Genomic DNA, 21600 nt, shown 5'->3' with positions numbered 1-21600 from the left:
AGAGAACCGGGCGAAGGGATGACCGCAGCCGGACTGCCTCTCTCGGGAGACGACTGCGCCTGGGGCACGTGACTCACAACACCCACACCGTCCCGGCGATCATCAGTATCCGCCGGCCCGGTCGCCCGGCCGTCAAGGTCGTACGTCCACAGGCTTCGCCTGCGGGCGCTCCACCTTGACCCCGGACGCCGACCCGGCACGCCCTGAAACCGCCCGGGACCGGTAAGAAAACGAACTCACACACCACCGGCCACCACAGTCCACCCCTTGACCGGCCCCGCCCCTTCAGGGATGACCTGTGGCGATCGCTTCGGCTCGGCAGGGGGTTTCGGCGGTGGCACGGCGTGTGGCCTGGGGGACCGGATTGGGTCGGAAACCGGCGTTAAGAGCCTGACCTGTGGTGATGTCGTTCCGGGGACGGGACAGACCCTGCGTTCTGTCTGGTCAACCCCCGGCGCGGCCCCTTTCCGCCGTATTCCGGTGGCACCCTTCGGGGCCCTCCACTCGGGTCCGTGCCGCCAGCCGCAAAGTAGAGCGTCCGCTCAGGTCATGGCCTTCTCAGAACGGGCTGTGAGGAGGATCGGTACGGAAATTAGCGGTAGAGCCTATGACCTGTGCCGACGCTGCCACTCACGCCGGACAGTGCAGGCACTCCGCCCGGTGCAACCGTTCAGCGTCCCATCTCCGGCCTGCCGGAACGCTGGCTAGCGCTAACCACCGTTCCGATCCTCCTCGCGGGCCTGTTGAGCGTCCTTCACCAACTTCCGCCCTCGGCCGCCGCCGACCTTGACGAAGTCGAAGTCCCGATGCGACTCATCATGGCCGAGACCCGCCACAAGGACTTCCCGCGCCGCCATGCGCTTCCCCAAGCCCCGGCGGGGAAGCCGTCGCCGAGACCGGGTGGGGTGATCTCATGGTGGAACGGTTCGTGCCTAGGGTGCCTGCGGGGTGCGCAGTGCTTTGGCGGTGGCCGTCCATCCCTCGACGGCGCTGGGGTATCGCGGCGCCCAGCCGGTGGTGTCGCGGAAGCGGGTGTTGGCGACCCGCAGCGACCGCGTCAGGGAGGTGAGCCGAGCGCCGAACAGCAGCGCCGCACGGCCGGGAACCCGCAGCCACATGCTCGCTTCGGCCGCCCGGGCGAGCGCGTCGGCGTACTCGCGCTTGGTCAGCGGGCGGTCGTCCACCACGTTGTACGTACCGGCGGGTGCGCCCAGCGCGGCCACGACGGCCGTGCCCGCGTCGACCATGTGGATCGAGGACATGTAGTCGCCGGGCCGCCCGACGAGGAGGCCGACATGACGTCGGGCCTGGGCGTACATCTGCTCGCTGTGCGTCGCGCCCGGCCCGTAGAACACCCCGAACCGCAGAACGACACCGGTGCCGCCCGCTTCCGTGAACCGGCGGGCGGCCGCCTCCGCCGCGTGGTTCCCGGCCGAGATCGGGTATCGGTCGACCGGCGCGTCCTCGGCGATCCAGGCCGCGCCGTGGTCGCGATAGATCATGCAGACCGACTCCTGGATCAGGACCTCCACCCCGGCGGCCAGCGCCGCGTCCGTGACGGCCGCCGAGCCCTCCGTCCGGACCCGGGTCGCCGCCCGCCAGGCTCTGGCGCTGATGAACCGGGCCGGCGAGGGGATCGCCGAGGCGAGGTTCGCGACTGCGTCGTGGCCGTGGAAGGCGGTGGCCAGGGCATCAGGATCGAAGAGCGAGACCTCGACGGGTTCGGCTCCCCAGCTCGCGAGCAGCGCGGCCTTTTCCGGGGTCCGAGCGAGCGCGCTGACCGAATGCCCCGCACGGACAAGCTCGGGCACGGCATGGCGGCCGAGCGCACCTGTCCCGCCCGTGACGAAAACTCTCATGATGCGACCATAAGCGCCCCCATCGAACGAGCCGCACCGGGTGCCACAGCCCCAACGGCCCGTTTCTGCCGTATTCCGGCGGCACTCCAGGAAGGCCCCCGGTCAGACCGGCTGCTGCCGAAGGTAATGGGCGTGAGGCTCGATATTCGCTGCGGACCGTGAGTGGCAGGGAGGATGATCAATCCGGGCAACGAAGCTCGGAAGGAAGACAGATGATCTCGATCGAGGTGGGGCAGGACGACCGGGTGGCAGTGTCCACTGGCCGCGAGAAATGGTTCTGCCTGTGGCCAGCGGTCGGCGGCGCGAAGCTGGAGTTGTGGCTGCAGTTCCAGCGGTTCACCGACCAGCCGGACCCGCCGCCGTTGTAACTGCGGGGGAACGTCGAGGTACGTAAGACACCCCAGGAGCCGCTGCTGCTATGCGACTTGAACGTGCTGACGCCGATCACACCGTCGGCGATGCCGACATCCAGCCAGCCCTTCACCACGTTCATCAGCGACGAGCAACTGCGGATCATGGAACGGCTGCGGTGGCACGGTGAAGCGTTGCTGCTCTTGGTCAACCTGTCGCTGACCAGGCCCGACGCCAACGGGCGGCTGCTGACCGGTACGGGCACCCTGAACGCGATGGTGCAGCCCGGTGACTGGTTCCGCGAACTGGAGCGCGTGGACGCCGCCTCCTACGTCGAGCTCCTCGTCCCGGTCACCGAGGACCATGCACGCGCCACAGCGGTCCGCCGTATCCGCGATGCCCGGGGCATGTTGCGCGAGGGCAAGAACGAACCGGCGATCGTCAGTGCCCGCGCCGCGTTGGAACAGGTCAAGAACACCCCCGAGGTCAAGGCCCTGTCCAAGTCCGCAAAGGCCAAGAACTCCCGTGACCGCACCCAAGACGAACGGTGGGCCATGGTCGTCGAGGACGTCTACTCCCTGGCCTGCGGTGCCGCGCACGACGACGAGACGACCGAGTCGTTCGTGTATTCCCGCCAGGACGCCGAGGTGATCATCGTCGCGATTGCCGGCCTGGTGGCCCGCTACGGGGCTTGAGCGACAACCACTCGGCCAGTGGCGGTAGCGAGGAGACGCGGGCGGAGTTACCGCCATCCGGCGCGGCGATGTAGGTGGGGTTCAGCGGCGGAACAGGCCCTCCGCTCCTGAACGTGACCCCAGCCGCCAGGTAACTGACTGAGAGGTCGCGATTGCGGTTCGTGATCGTTGCGAGTGGGGGAACGCGGTGGGTTAGCGGGGGTTCCTGCTCGATCGTTTTCGTGTCGGAGACGGTCGGGTGGAGGGCGGGTTCGGGTGCGTCGGGAGTGGGAGCCGGAGGAGCTGATCGCGGCGTGGACGCTGCTGGACGGCGACTGGGATCTGGTGGGGAACAAGACGGGGGCGACGCGTCTGGGCTTCAGCCTTTTGCTGAAGTTCTTCGAGCAGGAGGGCCGGTTTCCCCGGCACGTGGGTGAGTTGCCCAAGGCTGCTGTCGACTACATGGCGGGGCAGGTCAAGGTCGATCCGGCGCTGCTGGCCGAGTACGACTGGTCGGGCTGGTCGATCGAGCGGCACCGGGCGCAGGTGCGGGAGGCACTGGGGTTCCGGGAGTCGACCCGGGCGGATGAGGACGTGCTGGCCGATTGGCTGGCGGACAAGATCTGCCCGATGGTGTTCACGGACGAAGGGCTGCGGGCGGCGCTGCTGGCCCGCCGACCCGGCGGCTCGGGTCTGGGCGAGTGCGGCCGCCGCCCACGACCGGGCGGCTCCGGGCGCGCGCCTGCGGCTGGAGGCCGCGGTCGGGCTTATGCGGGGGCTCGCCGTCACCGGCGCGGACGGTCTCCTCGCGGGCCGGGAGCACCGCGCCGCCGCAGTGGAGGCCGCCGAGGAACTGGGCGACGCCGAGCTGACTGCCCGGGTGATCGACGCCTACGACGTCCCGGCGAACTGGACCCGGTCCGACGATCCCGCGCAGACGGCCCGAATCGTCGCGGCGGCCGAGCGCACCCTGGCCCGTCTCCCCGAGGACACCGCTCCCGGCGTGCGGGTGCGCCTGCTGGCGACCGTTGCATTGGAATCGCGCGGCACGCCGTCCTCCTGGACGGCCTTGCCGAGCGCCATGGCCGGCCGCTGGTGTCGGTCTTCACCACCTGGTACCGCGCGCTTCGCCGCGCCGAAGACCCCGAGGTCCCCTTCGCTGCCAAGGAGGCCGCCTACCGGGCCGCGGCCGTCCCTGTGGACTCGGCCGGCATGCCGGGCCTGGGCGAGGGCCTCCCGCCCCTGGCGCTGCAGGCCCTGCGGGTGCGCCACGACCGGGCGCCCGAGCCGGAGGACCCGGACCGGCTCGGACCGTACCGCCCGTGGGCCCTCCCGGTGCTGCTGGCGGCCGGACGGCGAGACGAGGCGGCCGAGGCGTTGCGCGCCGTTCCCGATCCGCCCCATGATCTCCTCGCCGAGGCGCTGTGGGCCCTCCTCGCCCGAGCCACGCTGTCGCTGGGCGATCCGTTGGTCCTTCGGCGGGCGCACGCCGCGCTGTTCCCGGCGGCAGGCGAACAGGCGGGGGCCGCGAGCGGCCTGATCAGCCTCGGCCCGGTCTCGGCGATCCTTGCCGAGATCACGGCGGTGCCGGACCTCTGACCCGCACCGGATCTCTAACCCGCGCCGTACCTGGCCCGCATCATGAGGACGGCCTCGTCCACCACGTGGTCCATGGACGCCTCGTCGGGCGCCCAGTGCGGAAGCAGCATCTGCGGCCAGAACACGTAGTTGGAGATCATCCCGAGGAACTGCGTGGCGGCCAGGTCGAGGTCGTCCACCACGATCGTGCCCGCCGCGCGCTCGGCCTCCAGATAGCTGCGGACGGACTCGAAGTAGGGCATCTTGCCGCGGTTGAACTGGGCTTCGGCCAATTCCGGGAAACGCGGCATCTCGGCGATGACGATGCGGAACAGGTCGGCCATGTCCGGGCGAGTGAGCAGGGCGACGTAACGGCGGCCGATCACGGTGAGCCCTGCGACGGGGTCGCCCACGGGGGGCTGGGCGCCGTCTTCCTCGCCGATTCGCCACGAGGTGGTGACGATCGCGTCAAACAACGCCGCCTTGGTCGGGAACTGCTTGAACAGCGTCGCCTTCGACACCCCCGCGGCCTCCGCGACCTTGGCCAGCGAGGTCCCGGCGTACCCGGAATCGAGGAACAGCCTGGTCGCGGCACCCAGGATCGCTTCCCTCTTCTGCTCCGCGACGCGCCGGTGGTAGGACGAAGGTCCGGTCATCATACCCCCATCCTAGGCGAGGTGAGCCACTTGACTCACCATCTTCGGATCACATAACGTCCACAGTGAGGCGAGTCGCTCGACTCACCATTACTAGGGAGAACACCCATGGGACGCTTTGAAGACCGCACTGTGCTTGTCACCGGAGGCACCGGCGGGCAGGGGGCCAGCCACATCCGCGCGTACCACTCCGAAGGCGCCAACGTCGTGATCGCCGACATCGCCGAAGAACACGGCCTCGCCCTTGCCGCCAAACTCGGCGACCGCGCCCTGTTCGTCCGCCTGGACGTCACCGACGAGCAGTCCTGGACCGCCGCCGTCGCGGCCGCCGAGGAGCGCTTCGGCCCCCTGTCGATCCTGGTCAACAACGCCGGAGTGCAGAACCCCGCAGCCCCGATCGAAGCCACCGACCTGCGCGTGTGGCAGCGGATCCTCGACATCAACCTGACCGGCGCCTTTCTGGGCATCAAGGCGGCCGTCCCGTCGCTGCGCCGGGCTGGCAGAGGCGTGATCGTCAACATCGCCTCCACCTCCGGCATCGGCGGGACCGCCTTCTACGCCCCCTACGTCGCCGGCAAGTGGGCCGTCCGCGGCCTGACCAAGACCGCCGCCCTGGAACTGGGCCGCGACGGCATTCGCGTCAACGCCATCCACCCCGGCGTCATCGCCACCCCGTTCATCACCGAACCAGCCGCCGGCAGCGACGCCCCCATCTCCGACTTCTACTCACCCGAGCCCTTCGCGATCCCGCGGATGGGGGAACCCGCCGACGTCACTCGCCTGCTGCTGTTCCTCACCTCCGACGAGGCGTCCTTCGCCACCGGCTCCGAATACGTCGTCGACGGCGGCCTCCTGCTCGGTCCGGCGCTCAAGCACGACGCCGCCTGACCCACCCCGCGAAAGGACCATCCGTGGACCCCGCCGTCCGCCGGGCGATCGAGTTCACCCCCGCCGCCACCACCCGCGAACGCATCATCGACATCACCACCACCGGCCGCCGCACCGGCATCCCCCGCCGCATAGAGATCTTCTTCTATCGCGCTCACGGCGAGACCTACCTGTGCAGCGGCCCCCAGGGACGCCCGACCGACTGGTACGCCAACCTCCTGACCCACCCCGACTTCACCTTCCACCTCAAATACGGCGTGAAAGCCGACCTGCGCGCCCGCGCCATCCCCGTCACCGACCCGGCCGAACGCCGCAGAGTCCTCACCGAGATCGTCGCCGACCTCAACCAACCCCACAACCCCGGCACCATCCCCCAGCCCACCCACCTGGAGGACTGGCTTGACAGCAGACTCGCGAAAATCACCTTCCCCGGACCGGACCTCTAGCTCCGTCCCGGCCCGCCGGGTAGGCCCTCCGCTCCCGAACGTGACCTCCAGCCGCCAGGTAGCCGATCCACTGGGCATCGGTCTGTCCGCAGGGTGTCGGGATTAGACGGTTTCCCAACAGGCGGTCCAGAGGTATCGGAAAATCGGACGGCGGGGGATGAAACGCCATTTCGGACGGCCTGTTTCGGGGGCGGCCGGTCGGGTGGCCCCGGGCGTCTCAGCCCGGGGCTCCCACAGAACCGTGCGTAACAATCTCTCATTACACGGCTCTTGTCGTTCTGGTCACCAGACTTTCGGGACTGTGTTCACCCAGATCCAGTGGGCAAAGAGTCTCGGTCGCGCTTTCACGACCTTCTCCCATTGGTCCTGGGCTTTCTTGCGGCCCCGGAGCCGCTTGTACTTGTTGCGTGACCACCGCATCAGGTAGGCGTTGATGCGGGCCAGGAGGGGATACAGTGCAGAGCGGTAGAACGCCCCGTAGTACTGCATCCAGCCCCGCACGACCGGGTTGATTCGTCGTGCGAGGTCGTGTTCGGAGGATCCGGTGCGATGGTGAAGCCTCCAGGCTCGCACCGTCGCACTCATCTGCTTCAAGGCTTCCTTGCTGACGGCCGGGTTGAAGCCACAGCGCATCTTCCCGGTCTTCGTCCGCACCCCTCGCGGCCGAAAGGTGAACCCCAGGAACGTGAACGACGTGTGCTCGTGCGAGCCACGTCGCCTGTCGTCCTTGCAGTACACGATCCGGGTTTTGTCCGGGTGCGGTTGAAGCCCGACCCCGGCCATCCGCCCCTTGATCGCCGCCAGTACCCGTTCGGCCAACTCCAGGCTGGAGCAGTGCACGACCGCGTCATCGGCGTAGCGCTCGAACACCACGCCCGGGAGTTCCCGGGCCATCCAGGCGTCGAACGCATGATGCAGGAACAGATTCGCCAGGACGGGTGAGATCGGCGAGCCCTGTGGGGTCCCGCGATCTCGTTCCCGCAAGGTCCCGTCGGGCAGTGCCAACGGTGCGGCGAGCCACCGTTTCACATACAGCACCACCCACGGTCGATCGGTGTGAGCCAGGACCGCTGTGACGACCAGGTCCCATGGCACGGAGTCGAAGAACTTCCGGATATCGAACTCGACCACCCAGTCATACTTCCAGCACCGTTGCCGACAGGCCCCGACCGCATCCAGCGCCGAGCGTCCCGGCCGGTAGCCGTAAGAGTCCGGGTGGAAGATCGGTTCGATCTCCGCCTCCAGCACCCCGGCCACCACCGTCTGCGCGACCCGATCGGCCACGGTGGGCACACCCAGCATTCTCATGCCCTCGCCGTGCGCCTTCGGGATCTCCACGGCCTGGACCGGCGGCGGAAAATATGTCCCCGAGGACATCCGGTTCCAGATCTTGTACAGATTGTTCTTCAGATCCTTCTCGAACTCCTCGATGGACATCCCGTCCGCCCCGGCCACACCTTTATTGGCCTTGACCTTCTTCCACGCCTCCAGGACGGCCGGCTTCGAGATATCGAACGGCTTGCCTGGTGATTTCAACTCGTTCATGCGACTCCTCCCGGATCTTGTCCGGTTGATCGAACAAACGGATCACGAACAACCCGGCCCCTTCGCTCCAGTCCCATTACAGGGCCTTCGTCACTACTACGGGCCGGTCCGCCGGCACGCATGGCGACGGGTACTCTGACGCCGACTCCAGATCCTCCCCAGGGCACGGCTCTTCCCTGACGCCCGCCCTCGCGAGCAGTGTCCATGCGCACCTTCTCCTGTTCCACTCGAACGCCGCAGGCCGGGCTCGCGCCGCCTCCATGCCGGACACCGCCTGGCCAATAAGCGGACACCCGCCAGGCTCTGTCCCGGGGTCGTATTCACTCTCCGGTTTCGATGTCATCTGTTCTGCTTTCGACACGTCATCGGCGGTTCACTCGCGTTCGCCTTCCCGGTCCCCACCTGACGCCTCACCGGCGCCTTTTCCTCATCGCTCACCACGACAGTCTTCAGCCAACGCGGCATGAGGTGGTTTGGAGTCTTCCTCCGCAGGGCGGCTCCGAAGGGCCAGACCTTCATCATCCGAGCAGCATCGCTCCAGATCATCCGCCTACATCGAACTCTCCTTCACGTTCAGGACACACGAATACGGCAGAAAGGGGCCGCGGCTAGGTGTTTGCTGAGGTCAGCGGTGCCGACGGGCGGGGTCTTGCTTGGCGAGCGCGGCGCCGACCGCTTCGGCGGTGACGTTGGTGTAGATCGCTAGCGAACGGATGTTGGTGTGACCGCTGAGCCCCATCAGCATCGGGGCGGACCAGCCGTCCTCGGCCAGATGGGTGAGCCGGGAATGGCGGAGCTGGTGGAGGGTGAACCCGCGTTTGCGCCGGTCGTGCTTCTTAGTGCTCTGTTTGAACAGGTACTCGGCGCGTTCATAGGACAGCCGGCTGCGGCCGGTGTGAGGACACAGGTCGGCGGCCGCGGGCGTGCGTGCAGGCGCGGGGCGTCGATCGGCCAGGAACAGCGGCCCGCTGGTACGGCCGCCGATCAGCCGCGGGAGGAGGCGCGCGGTGCCGGACTGCCAGTGAATCCACCGGATGTCGCCGCCCTTGCCGGTGATCTGGCCGCGTTTGTTGGCCAGGTCCAGGTCTTCGATGTTGAGCGCCAGGACCTCATCGGCGCGGGCCGCCGACTCATAGGCCAGCCGCCGCAGCGCCTTCTCCCGCAGCGCCACCTTCGGATCGGCCAGCAGGGCGTCAACGGTGTGCCGGTCAATGACGCGGGTGCGGTCGTGTTTCTCCGGCCGCCGCTCGATCAGCGCGGCCAGGTCGGTGGTGACCTGGCCTCGGTCGGCCGCCCAGGTGGTGAACGAGCGCAGTGCAGAGCGGTGACGGTTCCAAGTCCGCGGGGCCGCATCGTCCCACGCGGCGGTGAACACCGCGGCCGCCTGGTCGGCGGTCAGCCCGGCGAGCGGGACAGTGTCGCCGAGCTCGCGGCGCAGCCGCCGCAGCATCTGGCCGTAGGAGCGCAGCGTGTCCGCGTCCAGGTCGCGGCGGGCCAGAAACTGCTCGGCGGCCTCGCCCAGGGTGACGGCGGCCGCCAGCGGGACGACGTTGTTGCTGCTGGTGGTGGTCACCGCTCGGGCTCGTGGCAGCGGCAGCTCATCGTGGCCTTCACCCGCCGTGTTCGCCGCCGGGCGGTGCGGGGAAGCCTCGCTTGCTCAGCTCCGCGCGCAGCCGTTTGAGGGTGTGCGGGCGGCGCTTGAGCGTGATCAGGTCGTTGACCCGCTCGCGCGTGACGTTCACCGCCAGGACGATGATCGGGCCGTCTCCTCCCCACGGCCGCAGGACGAGGTTGCCGACGTCATCCGGGGCGGCGTCCAGGCCGTGCGGAGCGAAGTCGAGCCGGAACTCGGCGCCGTCGGGGTCTTCGATGGGGTCGGTGAAGATGCGCTAGATCTCGTCGGCATCGGCGGGCAGCGGGAAGAGGAGGGCGGCGCGGTTGTAGGCGGCCACGTTGTCGTAGGCGGCTTGCAGCGGCGGGCCATCCACGTCGATCGGCATGGCACCCCCTGACGACTGCCCCAGGGCCTCCCCGAGCCCGATCGAGGTGGTGGTCTTGCCCACCCGCCCTTCTGATTGCTGAAACTGCCGGGCTGGGTCATCGGGACGTCTCCTTGCTGTCTTCGGCGTAAGGGTCGACGCCGAACCGCTCAACGAACTCCTGGTGGACCAGCATGCTGAGACTGCCGCCCTTGGTGCGCTTGGCGAACCAGGCCAGTGCCTCGGCCCACGCGGCCGCGGCCGGGTCGTCGCTGTCGGCCAGTGCCGCGGCGTACTCCTCGGCCCAGCCGCGGACTTGCGCGCGGGCGTCGGCGCCGGGGCCGTCGTCCAGGAGGTCGGCGAGCAGGCGGCTGCTGGCGGCGTCCAGGCTCTCGCCCGGCCGTTGCCTCTTGGTGAGCTTGCCGAGGTGGTACTCGTCGAGTTCGAGCCGAGCCTGGATCTGTCCCATGGGGGCACCTCGATGTGACAGGGAATTGGCTATTCCCTGTCACATCGGAGCGCCACAAGGGGACGGGGTCCTGGTAGCAATCGCCGAAAATCCAACGGATATTCCTCTGACCTGCGCTTACATAGCGGTCTTGGGCTGGCCCGCCTGACCGGGGCCTACCCGTCAACGCAGGTCAGCGGCATATTTGTTGGAGGCTGTGCCAGTACTACCGGAATCCTGAATAGCCCGTCGGCGGACGAGTCGCGACGTGATCAATGGTCATCAGGCCGGTGCCCGGCTGTGCGCGGCGGGCGCGGTAGCGCCCGCCGCCTGTCAGCGGGTGATTTCGAAAATGTGGTGGTCGGGGTTGGGGTGGCTGCTGAACAGGAAGGCGGTCACGCCATCGGTGCGCTGGTAGGCCGCGATCATGAAGGGCTCCAGCGTCGGCGCGCCGGTCTGGGTGGTGCGGTCGGTGTTCTTCCAGGTGCCGTCCAGCCGGAACTCGTTGAGGTGCCGATCGGCGTCGTCGTACACCACCGAGGTCATGGCGCGGCCGCTCCGGAAGATCGGAAACACCTCGATGTGCGCGCCGTCACCGAGTTGCGGGCCGTTGAACAGTGCGGTGATGTCGTTGTGCTGCCATTCCCCGGACGGGTCGAGGGAGAGTTCGTGCAGGTGGTGGTCCTGGCCGGCGTAGAAGATGACGTTGACGCCGTCGTGGCGCACCGCCGCCGCGAGGCCATAGGTCGCCTTGGGGTCGCCGGCGTCGTTGGTCAGGTTCCTGTGTTCCCACACGTTGGTCAGTTTGAGCTGGCGGATCTCACCGTCGGCGCTGCGGAAGACCACCGCGCTCGACCCGTCGCTTCGGGCGTAACCGATCGGCTGGTCGCTGGGGGACGGCAGCCGTTGCGGATCGGTGGGCGCGCCGGATTCGATGGTGAGGTCGTAGTGCCGCCAGGTGTTCCCCTCGCGGGCGAGTTCATGGATGTGGCCGTCAGGTCCGCGGTACACGATGACGGTCGTCCCGTCGTGGCGTACGTAGGGTCGCATGGTGCCGCCGCCGATGGCCCCGGTCTTCGCGGTCAGATCGGTGTGCCGCCAGGCATTGCCGATCAGCGCCAGCTCGTGCATGTGGTGTCCGTCGGAGCTGAGCCCGAGGTAGACCACCGCGGTGACTCCATCGCTGCGGACATAGCCACGCGGGGCGAATCCGCGAGGGGCGTCGCCCGCCTCCTTCGTCAGGTCGTAGCTGGCCCAATGGTCGCCCTCGAGCGCCAGTTCCCGGATCCGATTGCTGGCGCTGTAGGACACGACCACGTTTCTTCCGTCGCTGCGGACGTAGCCGTGCGGGCTGAACGTCCGCGGGGCTCCGGTGAGTGCGGTGAGATCGTTCGGGCCGACGACGGCGAGCGCCGCGGTCTCGTCGGCGCCGACGACGAGATCACTTGTGCTGGTTGACATCTGAGTTCCTCTCGGTCGTTGTTGATGTCACGCACATGCTGGCCGGTGCCTGGGGTCGGCGGCCTCAGTGCCAGTACTGAAGTCCGCCACGTAGGCGCCCCCGCCTGGCCGGAACCGGACGGTTCGAGGCTGCGGCGGTTGACCTGGGGATCGACGCTGCCATGCGCCGTGGAGCGGCATGGCGATCGGCCGACGTGGCCGACGCCGTTTGCGACAATGCGGGCATGGAGCGCTGCGTGGTCGGCCGAGCCCGGGAGCTCGAGGCTCTTCAGGACTTGTGTGCCGCCGCGATCGGCGGGGCGGGCACGGTGGCGCTGCTGCTCGGTGAGGCGGGGATCGGCAAGAGCGCGCTGGTGGAGGAGCTGGCAGGATATGCCGCAAAGCAGGGCGTTCCGGTGGCGGTGGGGCGGGCGGTCGCCGACGAGGGCGCGCCGGCGTTCTGGCCGTGGCTTCGGGTGCTCGACCAGGCGCGCCGGGACGGTCTGCCCGGCCTGCCCGCGAGTCTGCTGGACCTTCGCCGAACGACGGACGGTGAGCCGGTGGTCGCCGAGCCGACCGCGGTGGCCCGGTTCCGGGCCGTCGCGGCGACGGTGGGGGCGTTGGCGTCGGCGGCGGAGCCGGCCGGGCTGGTGGTGGTGCTGGAGAACCTGCAGTGGGCGGACGAGTCGTCGTTACGGCTGCTTCGCCACCTGTGCGACGAAAAGAACGGTGCACGGCTGCTGGTCCTGGGCACCGTGCGCGACCCGGACGGCGGCCGGCACCTGCCGCAGACCCTGATGGAAATCGCCGGACTGCCGACCGTGCACAGCCTACGGCTCGGCCCGTTGGGCATCCCGGACATCGCCACCTACCTGCGCCGCAGCCAGGAGCCGTTCGACAGCTCCTGGCCGAGGCGCATTCATCGGCTTGTCGGCGGAAACCCTCTGTTCGTTCGGGAACTGACCCGCTTGCTGGCCCGGCAGGGCCGCCTGGCGCGGCCGGCCGGTGAGACCGACAGGATCGAGCTGCCGGTCGAGCTTCATCGGCTGATGGCCATGCGGACGGCGCACCTGGGCGCGGACTGCTGCACGCTGCTCGACGCCTGCGCCGCCATCGGCGAGGAGATCGACGTCGAGCTGCTTCGTGCGGCCTTCGGCGCGCAGGTGGAGTCTGCGGTGGCCGAGGCGATCGCCTCCGGGCTGCTCATCGACGATCCGCACGCGCCATCGACGATCCGCTTCGCGCATGAGCTGATCCGTCAGGCCCGCTACGCCCAGTTGTCCCGGACCGAGCGCATCGGCTGGCACCAGCGCATCGCCGACGCACTGGCCGCGGCCGGACCGAACGAGGATCGGCCCGGTGAGCTGGCTCGGCATCGGGTTCGTGCCGCCGTGGACGCGCCCAGCCGCCGAGCCGCCGTGCGCGCGTGCCGGGACGCGGGCGACGCGGCGGCCCGACGGCTGGATTTCGCGGCCACCGAGCGGTGGTGCCGCCACGCACTGGACCTGCTCGGCGGCGAGGATCCGCCGCTGCGGGCACGGTTGCTGCTCGCCGCCGCGCAGGCGTGTTATCTCGACGGCCAGGTCACCACCGCCCTGGACGACTGTGCTCAGGTCGCCGATATCGCCGAGCGGCTGGGCCTCGCAGATCTGGCCGCCGAAGCGGCACTGGTGGTCCGCGGCTTCGCCGGGCTGGCCGGCCCGGCCATCACCGCGCTGTGCGAACGCGCCCGCGCGCTGCTCGGCGAGGAGAACAGCCCGCGGCACGCGGCGGTGCTGGCCCAGCACGCCACCATCCTCGCCGAGTCGGCGAGGACGGACGAGGCCGAGGCGGTCAGCCGCCAGGCCATGGCGATGGCCGAGGACAACGGCGACCACGCGGCGCTGATCCATGCGCTGAACGCCAGGCTCCAGGTCATCGCGTCACCCGACCAGGCGGGCGAGCGCCTGGCACTGGGGAGCCGGATGCAACAACTGGCCGGGCGCTGTGGCCGTCCGGACGGCGCGTTGTGGGGGCTCGTCTGGCGTATCCCGACCCAATTCCAGCTCGGCGCGCTGGAAGGCGCCGACGGCGACATCGCCGAACTGGCCGAGGTAGTCGATCGGCTCGGCACACCGGTCGGACGCTGGCACCTGCTGCGGCTACGCGCCACACGGGCACTGCTCGCCGGCGACTTCACCCAGGCCCGCAGCGACGCCATGGCCGCCCGTCAGGTGGCCGACGCTATCCAAGACCCGACCGCCATCGCGATGCACTCGGCGTTCATGGCGGGCCTGCTGCACTTCACCGGTGGTATTGCCGAGTACATCGACGAGCTCGAAGCCGGTCTGGCGACACTGCCGGCACAGTACTCGGCCGTCAAGACCGCGGTCATGAGCATGGCCTATCTCGACGCCGGCGACCACGACCAGGCCCGAATCTGTTTCAGCCGGTTGCGCTCCAGGATCGCCGACGCACCGCGTATTCACAGCTGGGACCATATGGCCGTGCTCAGCGCCGAGGTGGCCGTCGCCCTCGCCGACACCGACACCACCGGAACCTGCTATCACCTGCTGGAGCCCTATGCCGGCTACCACACCCTCTACGGATCGTTCGACCGGGCGCTCGGCCTTCTGGCCTCGGCGCGAGGCGAGCACGACCTGGCCGACCGGCACCTGACCGCCGCGGTGGCCATGGAGGAACGGACCGGCGCCCCTACGACGCTCGCGTTCGCCCAACTCAGCCACGCCCAGGCCCTCGCCGCGCGGGCAGGGCAGGGCAATCGGGCCCGGGCACTGGCCCTTGCCGGAAACGCCGCGCGCACCGCTCGCCGGCTCGGCATGGCACCGATCGCGGCGACGGCATCCACACTGGTCGATGAGCTCACCGGGGTACGCGCGGGCGTGGCGGCGCTGACCGCCCGAGAACGCGAGGTCGCCGGATTCGTGGCGCAAGGACTGGTGAACAAGGCGATCGCCGAGCACCTGGTGGTCTCCGAACGCACCGTCGAAACCCACGTGCGCAACCTGCTGGCCAAGCTGGGCCTGACCAACCGGACGCAGGTGGCCGCCTGGGCCGCCCGAGCCGGACTACATCCCCACTCTCACTAGGGACTTCGGTAGTACTGGCGCAGCATCCAACAAATATGCCGCTGACCTGCGTTGACGGGTAGGCCCCGGTCAGGCGGGCCAGCCCAAGACCGCTACGTAAGTGCAGGTCAGAGGCATATCCGTTGGATTTTCGGCGATTGCTACCAGCGGGTCCAGCCCAAAACCCACATTTAGATGATCTTGAACGGCGGGCAGGCATTTCGGGCTGGGTATCCCCTCCGCATGAGCAAACACCGGCCGATGGACGATGAGGCGAAGGCCAGGATCCATGTCGGCTGCCGCGCGTCATCCCGAGTCCGACACGGCGCAGGAGGAGTTCGACCGGCGGGCGCAGTCGGCTGCTGACTGGAACGCCGACGAGGAAGAAGACGATCGGTGAGGTTGGTCGGCGGCGGCTTCAGCGAGGCGTGATGCGGATGCCGGTCGGGTAGGTGGCGGGGTCGCTCGTGGCGGAGACACCTCGCCGGTTCCGCTGGTCAGCGGCGACGGTGGGGGTCGCGTTGGTGCTGCCAGCGGGTGAGGGCTTCGGCTGAGACGCGGGCGTAGCGAGCCAGGCTCGCGACGTTGGTGTGCCCGGAGAATGCCAGCAGTGTGGAGGTGTTCGCGCCGTCTTCAGCGGCGTGTGTCAACGCGCTGTGCCGGAGCTGGTGCAGGGTCCAGGGTCCACCGGGGCAGGCCGCGGTTGCCGCGGTGAACAGCTCGGCTGCCCTCCGGTAGGACAGCCGAGCCTTCCCGGTGGCCGGATCGAGGTCGGCGGCGGCCAGGGGGACGCGGGCTTTGCGGTCGGTGAGGAACAGCGGGCCTTTCTTCCGGCCGCCGATCAGGCGCGGGAGCAGGCGGGCGGTGCCGGTCTGCCAGACGATGACGTCGACGGCGTTTCCCTTGCGGCGGACCTTCGCGCACCGGTTGCGCAGGTCCACCTCCTCGATGTCGAGCGCGAGGACTTCCGAAGCCCGGGCGGCGGTCTCGTACAGCATCCGGGCCAGGACCTTCAGCCGGAGCTCGAGGTCCTCGCGGGCGAGGAAGTCTTCGACGTCGCCGCGGGGCAGGGCGCGGGTGCGGTCGGGCGCGCGGCCGCGGCGCCGCAGCCGCCGGCTCGGATCGGAGCTGATCCACCCCTGGTCCATCCAGTAGCGGGTGGCCGCGCGTACGGCGTCGAGGTTGCGGTTCCAGGTCGCCGGAGCCCGGTTCGCCCACCGCGTGGTGAACCAGTCGGTGAGCCGCTCGACGCTGGCCTCGGTGTCGAACTCCGCGGTCGGGAAGCCGGCGGAGTTACCGGTCGACATCTCGGCGGCCAGGGCCCGCAGCGTTGAACGGTAGACGGTTCTGGTGCCGCGCTGTTCCGGTCCGGACAGGGTGGCGAGGTAGGCGGAGATCGCCGGGCCGATCGCCATCGCGGTCGGCGGTGTGATCGGCCGTACGTTCCCCACTGGGTTCCCTGCTTCCTCGTTATCGCAGAAAAGTTGTGCGAGTCGCCCCGCTTGCGGCGGGATGTTCTTCCTGTTCGCTTCGGTGAGTATCGCAGAAGGCTTGACACTTTCCGCGATAGAGTGCACGACTCCGGCGGCCGATGACTTCCCCGAGAAGCCGCCGATGGTCACCACCGCGCGACGGACGTCCGCGCTCACGCGCTGCCCGGCGCCGCACCACCCGAGCCGTTGCCACTCCGGTTGCGGCCGTACCGAGTCCGCCGAACTGCACGCTGTCTCGTCACGCGCGCAAGAGCGCGCCTGAGCGCCGTGGCGGTCGGCGCGCGCCAGCGACGCCGTACGGCCTGCTCGTGACTTCCGAGAACAGGCCCAAGCCGCGCGCCGGGTGACGGCACGCCAGGGTCCACACATCGGCGTGGTCTCAGAGCCAAACAAGCGCGGCCGCCAGGTCGGCTCGCCGAGTAGCCGACGGGCGCGGAGCGGCACGGCGCTCAGGGCGACCCCGACGTGGCAAGTTGCCCTGGGCGTTCGGCCAGGACGCCCGAGCATCGCGTCATGCGGCGGGCCCGGTCACCTGCCAGGTCACCTCGTAAGATCCCAGGAAGCCCAGGAAGTCGGCTGGGTCGAACGCCTGGGCGGGAGTGAGAGCCCCCGCTTGTTCCCCGCCCGTGGCGAGCCGCCGGGCGCCTTCGACGGCGATCACCGCGGTGAGCCGGTACCCGTCGGGACCGGTGACCCAGCCCTGGGCGTGGTGGCCACGGCCGTCGTCGGCGCGGGCGACCATCAGCCAGCGGGAGGCGCGGCGGGCGTCCTCGTCCGGAGTCTCCGGGATGCGGTCCACGACGTCGGAGGTCAGCGCCCTGAACATCGCCGCGACGTCCTCCCGGATCACGCTCCGGACGCGCCGCGCCGTCACGTGGCGCGGCACGGTGGCGACGCCAGGCAGCGCGAACCCGGTGACCGGCACCTCTTCCTCGGAGCCGGGCACGGCGAGAGACGTACGGGCGGCGGAGCCGGCCGGGTGCCAGGATCCGTCGACGTAGTCGAGTGGCCCGTCGGCGAACACCGCCGCCATCGTACGGGCGGTGCCGCGCGAGGCCGAGCCGCCGGGAGGCCGCATGTCCGCGATCAGCAGTTCCTCGATGGGCGATACGCGTTCGGCCGTGAGATGGGCGATGAGATCGCCCGGGCCACCGTCGTCGGCCATGCCCGGGACGACGGCGACACCGGCGCGTTCGGCCGCACCGCCCATCGTGTCCAGGACCCGGTTGATGTACCGCTGCTCGCCGGTGGTGTCGACATAGTGGCGGCGGGCCGCGATCGCGGCGCGGATCACGGGTTCGCCCCACGAGGTGAAGGGCCCCGCGCAGTTGACGACCGCGTCGCAGTCGCCGAACGCGTCCGCCAACGCCGCCGGGGTGTCCAGGCCCGCCACCCGGACCTCGGCGTCGGCCGCTCCTGCCTCCACGGCGGCCTTGCGCAGCCGTTCCTCGTCCCGCCCGACCAGCACCGGGGTCATGCCGCGGCCGAGTGCCTCGGCGGCCGTGAGCCGGCCGGTGAATCCACTCGCGCCGTAGACGGCGATCCTCATCTCGTTCTCCTTGGAGATCCGGCGGTCACGGCAGGCCCGCGACCGGTTCGAGAATCACCGTAGGAAGCAAGGGAGGCGGGTCCCATGCCCATTCATGCCCTCCTCATATCCGATCGTCTCGGCGTCGCGAGGCAGACCGTACTGTTGGTGCCATGGACGTGCTGAGCGACGCGGTCACGGCGATGCGCACGGGCCGACCGCACTCTTCCCGGACCCGCCTGCGCGCGCCGTTCGGCATCCGGTTTCGGCCGCTCGACGGCGCCGGGTTCCACGTGGTCCTGCGCGGGTCCTGCTGGCTGCTGCCCGCCCACGGCGCGCCGATCATGTTGGGCGTCGGCGACGTCGCGTTCCTGCCGCGCGAGCTCGGGCACGCCATCGCCGATTCTCCGAAGCGGCCGCTGACCGACGCCCGCATCACGTACGACGACCTCTCGCTCGGCGAAGAGCGTCGGCCCACGAAGCGGGCGGTCGGGCGGGAGGAGGGCCCCGGCGCCGGTACCGAGCTGCTGTGCGGTGCCTACCGGCTGGACCAATCGCGCGTCCATCCGCTGCTGACCGAGCTGCCTGAGGTCGTCCACTTGCCGGCCCGCGTCGGCCGCCACCCCGCTCTGCGCGGCGCGATCGAACTGCTCGGCCACGAACTGGCCGCCGATCCACGGCCGGGCGGGGACGCCGCGTTGCCCGCACTCCTGGACCTGCTCCTGCTGTACATCCTGCGCGCGTTCTACGAGGAACAGCCCGATCACGTGACCACCGGCTGGGGTGCCGCCCTGCGCGACCCGGTGGTGGGGGCGGCGTTGCGGGCGATCCACCAAGACCCGGCGCGGCCCTGGACGGTTGAGTCATTGGCCACACAGACCGGGCTGTCGCGGGCGGCGTTCGCCCGGCGCTTCACGGCGACCGTGGGCTTCCCGCCGCTCGCCTACCTGACCTGGTGGCGGATGACCATCGCCGCGCGCCTGCTCGGCGACACCGACCTGCCGCTGCGCGCCGTCGCCGAGCGCACCGGCTACATGTCGGAGTTCGCGTTCGCGCGGGCGTTCAAGCGGGAGTTCGCGATCGCGCCGGGCCGGTACCGCGCGCACACGGCGGCCGCCCGCCGCGCACCGACCCCTCCTCGGGCCAAGACGTCATAGGGCGGTGCGGCGCTGGGAGATGTTCTTGTGCAGGTCCTCGAATCGAGGATCGGCCGGGTCGGTGACGGTGAGGACCTGGAGCAGCAGCACCAGGGCCGGCCCACGCCACGTCAGCGGCATTACCGAGTCTCACGAGCGTGTCTGCCTTCCGCGGGGTCGGGTTTCATGCAGCCTTGTCCAGCGTCTCAAAGTCGATCTCGGCCAGGGCGGGATCGAAGGCGGCGGGTTTGATGGCCAGGTCATCGGTGGGGTAGATCCCGAACCGGTTGATGTGCTCGGTGAGGTAGGGCGACAGCTGGGCGAGGAGCTCGGCGGTGACCTCCCAGCCCTCGGCGATCAGTTCGCGGACGACATTGGTCATGTCCAGGGCGGTGTGGAACACCACGCAGTTGGCTAGCAGGGAGTTGAACTTGATGAGCTTCTCTTGTTCGGCGGGGTCGTTGTCGGCGATGACGCCGGCGTTGCCGAACCGCAACCAGCTAGAGAATCCGTTGTAGGCCTCGACCTTGTTCGTGGCCGCCGTCACCCGGCGCCGTAGCGCGGGATCGGCCAGATAACGGAGCAGCGCGACCGTGCGGACGCTGCGGCCGACCTCCCGGAACGCCTTGTAGATCTCGTTGCGGCGGGAGTTGGAGGTCAGCCGGCGCAGCATAGTGACCGAGTTCAGCCGGCCCTCGCGGATCGAGATCGCCACCCGCATCAGATCCGGCCACATCTTCTCGATCAGCCGCCGGTCGATTACGCTGCGGCCAGCCTCGCCGAACAGTGCCTCGATGTGCTCATACCGGGCGTCGGCTGAGTGGCGGAAGAAGATCAGGTCCTTCCAGTTCCGGATCCGGGGCATCAGGTCGAACCCGAACAGGTGCGCGAGCGTGAAGACCGGGAAGCTCTGGCCTTGGGTATCTGCGTGGATCGTGCCCGGCTTGACGTCGGAGGCGTTGGCGAGCAGCCCGTCGATGATGTAGATCGCCTCCCACGCCCCGGAGGGGACGAACCGGGAGAACAACGCGATGTAGTGGTCGGCGACGTAGTGGTAGGCGATCCCGCCGAACCCGCCGTAGCGGATGTGGTTCTCGGCCAGCAGGTTGTCGATGTAGGTGTCGACCTGGGTGCCATCGGCGGCCACCGACGACCCGTCTCCCCAGGCGCGGGTGAGGTCGAGCTGGGTGAAGGCGTTGACGACCTCGGCGATCGCCTTGTTCAGCTTGGCGATGCTGGCGTGCCGGTTCTTGGCCAGGGAGATCTCGTGCGCGGTGATGGCGGGGATGTGCCGGGCCGCCTCGTACGGACCCATGTTCGACCCGCACGCGAACGTGGTCAGCACGTACCGGCCCTGGGGGTCCTTCAACTTCGGATCGCTGCCCGAGGCCGGCCCGAAGTGCCGCCACCAGCCCAGCCAGTACGCCGTACGGGCCAGGATCTGGATCAGCGTGCGTTCGGGCATCCGCCGCCGGATCTCCTCACCCAGCTGCACGGCGGCCTTGGAGGTGCCCATCCCGCGTAACGGCTTGAGCACCGGCACGCCGTCCTCACCGATGACCAGGTCGGCGTTGTCGGGGTAGCCGGCGTCCAGGTCGGCTGCGGCCTGGGCGTGCCGCTCCTTCAACGCCGCGGTGAACCCGCCGGCGCCGGCGGGCAGGCCGACCTCGGAACAGAACTCAGCCATCAGCGGCTGGCACTCGGCATAGGTCAGCAGGTGCGCCGACCAGTCCCCGAACTCACTCGCCCCGGCCACCGCAATGTCGCCGGTGCGCAGTTCCTCGGCCAGGTAGGTGAACACCATCGCCTCGAAATGCCGTTTGACCAGCATCCCAGGGTGGGCGCGGTCCCGTACCGCCCGGAGCCAGTTCCCCGAGGCGAACGACAGATCCAGCGGCACGCCCTCGCGGTGGTCGGGGATGAAGTCGCGGGTCTTGCCCCAGTAGGCCACCGCGTGCAACAGCGCCTCCACCACACTGTGGTCGGCGGAGGTGGCCTGCAGCGTCAGCGACCCGGCCAGCGCCAGCGCGGTGGCCCGGTCGGCCTTGAAGTACCGGGCCACGAGCAACTCGTAGTTATCGCCGTGGAAGGCTGAGACCTCCTCGATGTCGGCGAGTTGGGCGGCGAACCCGCCCGCCTTGTTCACTGCGGCGACCGCACGCGCCGCCCCCTCATCCGGCGCCTGCCCGGCCGCAGCCTGCCGTTCGGGGTCCAGGTGTTCCAGGGGCCTTCCCCCCGGAATGTGGACACGGGTTTCAGGCGGCAGCGGTCAGGCTACCTGTGGTTTTCTCGTAGTCGATCGGTGAGGTGTGGCCGAGGCGCGAATGCCTGCGGCGGGTGTTGTAGCGGGTGATCCATCGGAACACCGCCAGGCGGGCGGTGCGGGTGTCAGGCCAGTGGTGGGCGCCTTGCAGGGTCTCTCGCTTGAGCGTGGCGTTGAAGGCCTCGGCCGCGGCGTTGTCGGCGCTGGTGCCCACCGCTGCCCGGGAGCGGGTGACGCCGAGCCGGCGG

The 21600-nt window shown here is 69.5% G+C and carries 19 protein-coding genes and 1 pseudogene; 7 read left to right on the top strand and 13 right to left on the bottom strand.

What is annotated here, in order from left to right; all coding sequences use genetic code 11:
* Window positions 1-932 precede the first annotated feature (932 nt).
* Window positions 933-1859 carry an NAD-dependent epimerase/dehydratase family protein gene (locus tag C4U03_RS38820; RefSeq protein WP_103944797.1) on the bottom strand — a complete coding sequence of 309 codons (927 nt, stop codon included), beginning with the start codon at window positions 1857-1859 and terminating at the stop codon, window positions 933-935.
* A gap of 212 nt (window positions 1860-2071) precedes the next feature.
* Between C4U03_RS38820 and C4U03_RS40885 the strand changes: the two genes are divergently transcribed.
* The 3 genes from C4U03_RS40885 (at window position 2072) to C4U03_RS38810 (ending at window position 4483) form a co-directional block, all read left to right on the top strand.
* A complete protein-coding gene (locus tag C4U03_RS40885) occupies window positions 2072-2227 on the top strand; it encodes a hypothetical protein (RefSeq protein ID WP_160147252.1) in 156 nt (51 codons plus the stop codon).
* 90 nt (window positions 2228-2317) lie between these two features.
* The gene (locus tag C4U03_RS38815) at window positions 2318-2905 is read left to right on the top strand and encodes a hypothetical protein (RefSeq protein ID WP_146087700.1); all 588 of its coding nucleotides are present in this window, start codon (window positions 2318-2320) and stop codon (window positions 2903-2905) included.
* Window positions 2906-3160: 255 nt separating this feature from the next.
* Window positions 3161-4483, top strand: coding sequence for a DUF4158 domain-containing protein (locus C4U03_RS38810; protein ID WP_160147251.1), 1323 nt, complete (start codon window positions 3161-3163; stop codon window positions 4481-4483).
* Window positions 4484-4497: 14 nt separating this feature from the next.
* Here the strand turns inward: C4U03_RS38810 and C4U03_RS38805 are convergent, their stop codons facing one another.
* On the bottom strand, window positions 4498-5121 hold the full coding sequence (locus tag C4U03_RS38805; protein ID WP_103944794.1) for a TetR/AcrR family transcriptional regulator: 624 nt from the start codon (window positions 5119-5121) through the stop codon (window positions 4498-4500).
* 105 nt (window positions 5122-5226) lie between these two features.
* Between C4U03_RS38805 and C4U03_RS38800 the strand changes: the two genes are divergently transcribed.
* Together C4U03_RS38800 and C4U03_RS38795 are read left to right on the top strand one after the other, a co-directional pair.
* Entirely contained in the window at window positions 5227-6006 is a 780-nt protein-coding gene (locus C4U03_RS38800) for a glucose 1-dehydrogenase (protein ID WP_103944793.1), read from the top strand.
* 23 nt (window positions 6007-6029) lie between these two features.
* Window positions 6030-6452 (top strand): nitroreductase/quinone reductase family protein, encoded by a 423-nt coding sequence (locus tag C4U03_RS38795; RefSeq protein ID WP_103944792.1) that lies wholly within the window; start codon window positions 6030-6032, stop codon window positions 6450-6452.
* A 282-nt stretch (window positions 6453-6734) separates the two neighbouring features.
* Here C4U03_RS38795 and ltrA read toward each other — a convergent pair whose 3' ends face one another.
* The 6 genes from ltrA to C4U03_RS38775 all read right to left on the bottom strand — a co-directional run bounded on the left by ltrA (window position 6735) and on the right by C4U03_RS38775 (window position 11885).
* The gene (gene ltrA / locus C4U03_RS38790) at window positions 6735-7997 is read right to left on the bottom strand and encodes a group II intron reverse transcriptase/maturase (protein ID WP_103944791.1); all 1263 of its coding nucleotides are present in this window, start codon (window positions 7995-7997) and stop codon (window positions 6735-6737) included.
* Between the two features lie 625 nt (window positions 7998-8622).
* Window positions 8623-9570, bottom strand: coding sequence for a tyrosine-type recombinase/integrase (locus C4U03_RS38785; protein WP_235018394.1), 948 nt, complete (start codon window positions 9568-9570; stop codon window positions 8623-8625).
* A gap of 37 nt (window positions 9571-9607) precedes the next feature.
* Entirely contained in the window at window positions 9608-9739 is a 132-nt protein-coding gene (locus C4U03_RS42765) for a hypothetical protein (protein WP_268817588.1), read from the bottom strand.
* Window positions 9740-9886: 147 nt separating this feature from the next.
* Window positions 9887-10060: a formate--tetrahydrofolate ligase gene (locus tag C4U03_RS40240; protein ID WP_146087699.1), complete on the bottom strand. Its 174-nt coding sequence runs from the start codon at window positions 10058-10060 to the stop codon at window positions 9887-9889.
* Window positions 10061-10094: 34 nt separating this feature from the next.
* Window positions 10095-10445, bottom strand: coding sequence for a hypothetical protein (locus C4U03_RS38780; RefSeq protein ID WP_103944790.1), 351 nt, complete (start codon window positions 10443-10445; stop codon window positions 10095-10097).
* Between the two features lie 312 nt (window positions 10446-10757).
* Window positions 10758-11885: a hypothetical protein gene (locus C4U03_RS38775; RefSeq protein ID WP_103944789.1), complete on the bottom strand. Its 1128-nt coding sequence runs from the start codon at window positions 11883-11885 to the stop codon at window positions 10758-10760.
* Between the two features lie 224 nt (window positions 11886-12109).
* Between C4U03_RS38775 and C4U03_RS38770 the strand changes: the two genes are divergently transcribed.
* Window positions 12110-14953, top strand: coding sequence for a helix-turn-helix transcriptional regulator (locus C4U03_RS38770; protein ID WP_160147250.1), 2844 nt, complete (start codon window positions 12110-12112; stop codon window positions 14951-14953).
* A 476-nt stretch (window positions 14954-15429) separates the two neighbouring features.
* Here C4U03_RS38770 and C4U03_RS38765 read toward each other — a convergent pair whose 3' ends face one another.
* Together C4U03_RS38765 and C4U03_RS38760 are read right to left on the bottom strand one after the other, a co-directional pair.
* Window positions 15430-16581, bottom strand: coding sequence for a tyrosine-type recombinase/integrase (locus C4U03_RS38765; protein ID WP_200827774.1), 1152 nt, complete (start codon window positions 16579-16581; stop codon window positions 15430-15432).
* Window positions 16582-16936: 355 nt separating this feature from the next.
* Complete coding sequence (locus C4U03_RS38760) at window positions 16937-17974, bottom strand: saccharopine dehydrogenase family protein (RefSeq protein WP_103944787.1); 1038 nt, start codon at window positions 17972-17974, stop codon at window positions 16937-16939.
* 152 nt (window positions 17975-18126) lie between these two features.
* Here C4U03_RS38760 and C4U03_RS38755 point away from each other — a divergent pair, with 152 nt between their 5' ends.
* A complete protein-coding gene (locus C4U03_RS38755; protein WP_103944786.1) occupies window positions 18127-19110 on the top strand; it encodes an AraC family transcriptional regulator in 984 nt (327 codons plus the stop codon).
* Here the strand turns inward: C4U03_RS38755 and C4U03_RS42760 are convergent.
* From C4U03_RS42760 to C4U03_RS38745, 3 genes and pseudogenes are all read right to left on the bottom strand, one after another.
* Window positions 19105-19230, bottom strand: coding sequence for a hypothetical protein (locus tag C4U03_RS42760; RefSeq protein ID WP_268817587.1), 126 nt, complete (start codon window positions 19228-19230; stop codon window positions 19105-19107). The genes C4U03_RS38755 and C4U03_RS42760 overlap by 6 nt on opposite strands.
* A 43-nt stretch (window positions 19231-19273) precedes the next feature.
* A pseudogene (locus C4U03_RS38750) lies at window positions 19274-21313 on the bottom strand (transposase); the annotation flags it as partial.
* Between the two features lie 31 nt (window positions 21314-21344).
* Window positions 21345-21600 (bottom strand): integrase core domain-containing protein (locus C4U03_RS38745; RefSeq protein WP_146087698.1); only part of this gene is annotated, 256 nt, incomplete at its 5' end.

The organism is Thermomonospora echinospora, assembly GCF_900108175.1.
GTDB classification, from domain to species: domain Bacteria; phylum Actinomycetota; class Actinomycetes; order Streptosporangiales; family Streptosporangiaceae; genus Thermomonospora; species Thermomonospora echinospora.
The sequence above is the reverse complement of the archived record's forward strand: the minus strand, read 5'-3'. Positions and strand labels throughout refer to the sequence as shown.